This window comes from Endozoicomonas sp. ONNA1 (assembly GCF_024606325.1).
Lineage (GTDB): Bacteria > Pseudomonadota > Gammaproteobacteria > Pseudomonadales > Endozoicomonadaceae > Endozoicomonas_A.
The window spans coordinates 1-6,413 of record NZ_JAHHPN010000901.1 but is presented as its reverse complement, the minus strand read 5'-3'; the positions used below and the strand labels follow the sequence as shown (position 1 = coordinate 6,413).

General features: G+C 44.3%; 7 protein-coding genes. 6 read left to right on the top strand and 1 reads right to left on the bottom strand.

Annotation, left to right across the window (positions count from 1 at the left end; translation table 11 throughout):
- Positions 1–9: 9 nt before the first annotated feature.
- Positions 10–993 (bottom strand): transposase, encoded by a 984-nt coding sequence (locus KDK19_RS21235; protein ID WP_257253167.1) that lies wholly within the window; start codon positions 991–993, stop codon positions 10–12.
- A gap of 601 nt (positions 994–1,594) precedes the next feature.
- Between KDK19_RS21235 and KDK19_RS21230 the strand changes: the two genes are divergently transcribed.
- From KDK19_RS21230 to KDK19_RS21205, 6 genes are all read left to right on the top strand, one after another.
- Entirely contained in the window at positions 1,595–1,867 is a 273-nt protein-coding gene (locus tag KDK19_RS21230) for a type II toxin-antitoxin system Phd/YefM family antitoxin (RefSeq protein WP_257252833.1), read from the top strand.
- Complete coding sequence (locus tag KDK19_RS21225) at positions 1,864–2,304, top strand: type II toxin-antitoxin system VapC family toxin (protein WP_257252834.1); 441 nt, start codon at positions 1,864–1,866, stop codon at positions 2,302–2,304. Before KDK19_RS21230 ends, KDK19_RS21225 begins: the two co-directional genes overlap by 4 nt.
- A 159-nt stretch (positions 2,305–2,463) precedes the next feature.
- Positions 2,464–3,534: an extracellular solute-binding protein gene (locus tag KDK19_RS21220; protein WP_257252835.1), complete on the top strand. Its 1,071-nt coding sequence runs from the start codon at positions 2,464–2,466 to the stop codon at positions 3,532–3,534.
- A gap of 84 nt (positions 3,535–3,618) precedes the next feature.
- Positions 3,619–4,722 (top strand): ABC transporter ATP-binding protein, encoded by a 1,104-nt coding sequence (locus tag KDK19_RS21215; RefSeq protein ID WP_257292892.1) that lies wholly within the window; start codon positions 3,619–3,621, stop codon positions 4,720–4,722.
- A gap of 2 nt (positions 4,723–4,724) precedes the next feature.
- On the top strand, positions 4,725–5,588 hold the full coding sequence (locus tag KDK19_RS21210) for an ABC transporter permease (protein ID WP_257252838.1): 864 nt from the start codon (positions 4,725–4,727) through the stop codon (positions 5,586–5,588).
- A gap of 121 nt (positions 5,589–5,709) precedes the next feature.
- A partial coding sequence (locus KDK19_RS21205; RefSeq protein ID WP_257292891.1) for an ABC transporter permease occupies positions 5,710–6,413 on the top strand: 704 nt, incomplete at its 3' end.

The following is a 6,413-nucleotide window of genomic DNA, read 5'->3' as shown; positions in this document are numbered from 1 at the left end:
AAAAATGAATCAGCCAGATTGGAATAAACGACCACAATAATTTAACCCTTGAAGCCATTGTTGACCTGCACTGATAGCATATGCCTTCATGGCCTTGAGTCTTCCAGCTGCGCGATAGAATCGATTGTTCCAACTCATGGTTTTTAGCCATTCGTCAGCATCGATTTCAAGTCTTGTCAGGATAGGAGGTGAGCTTTCTGGTATAGAACCTTTCTTATCCGTTCTCAATGCTCTTCCACTCCAGTCCACTAGCTCCAGGTAATCATGAAGAATATAAGGCAATGCTTTATTCGTATTTTGCCCCTGACTCTGAAAAGGCTTCAACATGAACGGCTGGTTGCAATCTGTCGCTTCAGTAGCTTTTTCGATACGTTTCTGGATAGAGGTATAGTCCGATTGTTCCGATGTGGATGCCAGTTTTGCCCGGACAGGATTCAGGTCAACATATGCCATGCAGGTCAGCAAAGCCGACTCATCCAGTAACGCCTGACTCTTAAAACGCCCTTCCCAGAATCGACCTTTACAACCATCTTCCTTGTTGGCTTCACGGGCTAGATACTCGTTCAAACAACGCATAAACCAGCTGATATTCTTCAAACGGATACGATACTCTGCCACATATTCATCAATGCGGCTGAGTTCTGAGCGACTGAGAGTGTCGTTGCTCATATAGCGTTGGATCAATAAAGGTCCAGTGAAAAGGGTAGTCCATCGCCGAAGTATTTCATCTCGATTCCAGCTCTCAACCTCACTGGTGTTAATATGTAGTACCAGATGATAATGATTAGACATCACAGCATAAGCACATACTTCGATGGCAAAAATGGAGACTAATACCTGTATACGATCGACCACCCACTGCCTGCGATGCTCAAAATTCCTCCCGGTCTGATGATCTTCACCACACAAATAAGCCCTGCGAACACACCGAGACATACAGTGATAATACGGAGTCGAACCTGAATCAATCAGGCTGCTGCGGGCTTGAGTCATGGGATCTCCTACTACAAAGACAATAATGGGTAACAGGAGGAAGATAGTTCATTCAGTCGATTGGTCAAATATATGGATGTCCTTTTTAATTTATTTATTTACAAAATATATGGATGTCCTTTTTATTTTTCTTTTTTAATATATGGATGTCCTTTTTAATTTTCTTTTTAATTTTTTTAATTTTTGGATGTCCTTTTTAATTCTTTTTAATTTTCTGGCTTGAGTCATGGGATCTCCTAATACAAAGACAATAAGGGGTAACAGGAGGAAGATAGTTCAACCAGTCGATTGGTCAAATATATGGGTGTCCTTTTTATTTTTATTCTGGATGACCTTTTTTAATTTTCTGGATGTCCTTTTTAACTGGTTTTATTTTTGTGGATGTCCTTTTTGTTTTTTTTTTAGTGGATGTCCTTTTTATTTTTTTTTTTTTTTATTTTTATTTTCTATGATCTTCACCCTCGCATCATGAACGACAGTGCTGAATTTTACAGGCTCATTTCATGTTGGAAACTGGGCTCCCCTTCAGGCTCATTTCATATTGGAAGAGACTGAGGTTGACATATATAACTAGTCAGACTAGTTTTTTTTAAGGTGTGTCATGATTCAGGAGATTGAAATGGAAAATCAATGGCAGTTACAAGAGGCTAAAAGTAAGTTTAGTCATATCGTGGACAGGGCTCGCCAGTACGGTCCGCAATTTGTGACCCGTCACGGGCATAAAGCGGCTGTCATTCTTTCGTTTGAAGACTATCAAAAGATGTCCGCACCAGAGAATAGTCTGAGTGACTTTCTAAAAGCATCTCCCTTTTCGGATGCTGATGTTGAAGTGTTTGACAGAAGTAAAGAAACTCCGAGGGATGAAGATCTGTGAAGTATTTACTGGACACCTGTGTATTGTCAGAAGCATTCAAAAAAAATCCTGATCAGCATGTACTTGAATGGATGGATAGTTGTGAGGAATACAAGCTCTATTTGAGTGTTTTGACTCTGGCAGAAATTGAAAAAGGAATAGGGAAATGCCAGGAGCCGACAAGACAGGATAAGTTGCGAACCTGGCTTGAGTTTGATCTTATGGAGCGCTTCAAGCACAGAATATTGCCTGTAGATCTTGGGGTGGCAATAGCTTGGGGGCGTATCCAGTCTGAATCTGAAAAAAAGGGCGCACCTATGCCTGTGATTGATGGGCTTATAGCTGTCACAGGCTTGGTGCATGACTGTACTGTAGTTACTCGAAATACAAACGATATGCGTATGTGCCAGGTACAGTTATATAACCCATGGGAACGTACAGTGTCATCCAGACCCTGACCCGCAAAATTCATAAGGCGGTTTTGAACAGCCACATATTTTTAAAATAAATATGAACAGGCTCATATCTTTATTGACCTTCGTTTTAACGAGTGAAACATTTCTGTAACAAAATTGCATAACAATAGTGAGCAATAACAAACCTCATAGAGGCGCTCCATGTTGAAACCAATGAAAGGTCTGCTAGCGCTGACCATATCCACCGTTGCCATGCTCACCACCAGTGCACAGGCGGAAGAACTAAGAATTCTGACCTGGGGAGGCTATGCGCCTCAGGAAGTGATTGATCAGTTTGAACAGGAAACCGGTATTACCGTTAAGGTCACCAAATCCAATAACGAAGATATGATTTCCAAGCTTCGCGCTACTCGCGGTGCTGGTTATGATCTGGTGCAGCCAAGTCAGGATCGTATTGTCGGTGCGCAGAAAGAATATCGAATTTATAAACCTGTTGACCTCAGTAAACTCGATGCCGGTCAGTTTATTCCTTCCATGCTGTCTGCCACCAAAGCCAACACCACCATAAACGGTGATGTGTACGGTGTGCCTCATATCTGGGGTACCAGCGGTCTGATTACCGATACTGCAGGTAGCAAAAGCAGCTACAGTTTTAATGACCTCTGCTCTGATGATTACAAGGGCAAAGTATCCTATCGCCTGAAGCGTCCAACCCTGATTGGTTTCGCGTTTGCCATGGGCGAAGACCCATTCGCAGCCTACAACGATCAGAAAAAATACGCTGAAATTCTGGGCAAAGTTGAGCAGAAGCTCATCAACTGCAAAGCCAATGTTAAAGCTTACTGGGAAGGCGGTGATGCTTTGCTTAACCTGCTGCGCAGTGGCGAAGTCACTTTGGCCATGGGTTGGGATGCAGGCGGCTGGAAGCTGCATAAAGAAACGACCAGCATCAACTTCGTACCACCAGAGTCTGGAGCACTGGGCTGGATTGATACCTTTGCCCTGCCCGCCAAAGGCAAGAATGATGAAGCTGCTTATCAATGGATCAACTTTGTAATGCAGCCTGAGATTGCTGCCAAAATCACCGAGGCTGCGGGTAACTTTACCGCATCTGCCGGTGCTGAAGAGTTTGTTAACGAACAGCTCAGCAACAGCTATAAGATCAGCTACAACCAGAGCAGTCTCGATAATATCAAGTGGTATCCGCCAGTACCTGCAGGCCTGGAAATCATCGAAGGAAAAACGCTGGATCGTATCAAAGCCGCACAGTAATCAGTTATAGCTTTACCCGCCAGTCCTGTTTTTTGCTGAGAGTTATATGACAGAGGCTGGTGGTTTTTCAGGATGTACACCCTCATGACTTTCGATCTCGAATGCCGCAATGTTTTCAAACACTTTGGCAGTTTTCAGGCAGTAAATGACATTTCTCTTGAAATCCCTGCTGGCTTCTTTTTCTCCATACTGGGCCCCTCTGGCTGTGGCAAAACCACGCTGCTGAGAATGCTTGCCGGTTTTTCTGAACCTGATCAGGGAGAAATTCTGATAAAAGGAAAGAAGATGGCTGGTATCCCGGCTAATAAGCGTCCGGTAAATATGGTGTTTCAGCACCTGGCTCTTTTTCCCATGATGAATGTTGGGGAAAACATTGCTTACGGACTCAAGCGCAACAGGGTACCAAAGCCGCAAAGGGATAAAAAAGTTGCCGATGTTCTGGAACGTATTGGTTTGCCGGGTATTGAAAAAAAATCGGTCAATCAACTCTCCGGTGGACAGAAACAGCGGGTGGCAATTGCTCGATGTCTGGTGCTTGAACCGGATGTTCTCTTGCTGGACGAGCCTCTTGGCGCTCTTGACCTGAAGCTTCGGGAACAAATGAAAGTCGAGTTAAAAAAACTGCAAAAAGCGTTTGGTACCACCTTTATTTACATAACCCACGATCAATCTGAAGCAATGGTTATGTCGGACCAGGTAGCCGTCATGAATCATGGCCGTTTTGAACAGGTGGGCTCTCCGCAGTCGCTTTACTATGAGCCAAAAACGTCATTTGTCGCTGGTTTTGTTGGTAATAACAATCGGGTGGCCGGGATCGTTGAGTCTATTGTTGGTGAAACGGCAATAATCCGATCTAACGCCGGACAGCAATTTAACACTGCGTTTCCAAAAATAGACCTTAAAGCAGGAGACGCTGTTGATTTGTTTATCCGCCCGGAAGCCATTCATATCCGGAGAGATCAGAGCGTAACGTCTGAAAACCATATTAATGGTCGGGTAGAAAATATTCTTTTTGATGGCGGTAATAGCCAGATACTGGTGAAAGATATCGATTCATCCCAAGAGTTGAGTGTTTCGTTGCCACAGACTCGAGAATTTAATGATCTGGTGGCTGGAGACAGAGTCTCATTATCCTGGGATATGCAACAGAGCAATATTTTTCTATCAAATAAAAAGAGAGAATCTTGACCATGACTGGTAGAAAACTCTCTTTTTATCTGCTGTTAATGCCACTGCTGCTGACGCTGACATTGCTGATTCTGTTACCACAGCTGGATATGTTGGGCATCTCAATGAGAGAGCGAGTCAGTTACGGTGTTTATGAGTTCAGCCTGCTTCATTATCGGGAGTTTTTCACAGAGCCGCTCTATTGGAATACATTTTTGCGCACTGCGGTGATGTCCATACTTGCTACGGCCCTGACATTACTGATCTCCTTTCCGGTTGCCTGGTATATCGCCAAAATTGCCCAGGGTAAAAACAAGAACCTGATGTTTCTTGCCTGTCTGATTCCATTCTGGGTCAGTGAACTTGTGCGAACCTATGGCTGGATGATTTTGCTGCGTGAGAGCGGTGTTGTCAGTGGCTTCCTGCAATGGATTGGAGTGGTGGACGCGCCAGTAGAGATGCTGTACAACGACATTACTGTTATGACGGGCCTCGTTTATGCCTCCATGCTCTTTATGGTAGTGCCTCTGGTCAGCACCCTGGAAGGAATGGACGACAGCCTTGTAGAAGCAGCTTATGACCTGGGCGGTAACCACTTCACGGTCCTTCGCACAGTCATTATTCCATACGCTGTACCAGGCATCGTATCAGGATGCATCGTCGTCTTTATGCTGACCCTTGGTAATTATCTGACACCGACACTGTTGGGTGGTAAAGACAGTCTCTGGTTTACCGAGCAGATTTTTACCCAGTTTATTACCCGCTTTAACTGGGAACAGGGAGCAGCCTTTGGCGTTTTATTGCTCTGTCTGTCGTCGCTGATTGTCTGGCTTGGACTGAAGCTCAGCAAACAGTCCTTCAAACAGGCATTAGCCAGTGAAACCTGAGAAATAGATCATGATACCGAGTATTCCCCAAAGCAGAGCATTTCAGAAAACCTACACGGTTTATGTATGCTTGTTCTTTTTGTTTCTTTTGGCTCCACTTGTCGTCGTTGCCGTTTTCTCAATGAACGACAGTGTATTTCCTTCCCTGCCGTGGGAAGGGTTTACTCTGGACTGGTATTTTGCCGACAACAAAGAGCGTCGTGGCTTATTTCATGACGGTGCGATACAGGAAAGTATTATCACTAGCCTCATGATCGCACTGTTTGTTGCTATTCTGTCCGTCACTTTAGCTATCACTAATGCACTGTTGTTTGAGCGATATGATTTTCGGGGAAAACAGTTTCTCTATAGTTTGATGTTGCTACCACTGGTGATTCCGGGCGTCATTCTCGGGATTTCCATTCTTTCTTTCAGTAGCGGCATCGCCAATACGATAGAAGACAGTTATGGACTCGATCTGGAGTTTTTAAGGCCCGGTCTGCCACTTATTGTTCTTGGACAATTTGTATTTATCAGTACTATGGCAACACTCGTCATTTCAGCACGACTGAGAAAGCTGGATACCGCAATGGAAGAAGCTGCTTTAAACCTGGGTGCAAGCCGTTTTGAGGTATTCACAACGATTACACTGCCCTGGTTAAAGCCAGCGGTGATTGGCTCGGCGGTTGTGGCTTTTCTGATGTCTTTCGAGAATTTTAATACCACATTAATTCTTGCAGGCAGTGATTCCCCATTAACGATTACATTGTTTGATCGTATGAGGGAAGGTTCAACACCGGTGCTCAATGCGGTTTCGACACTATTGATGGCAGGATCTGGTGCACT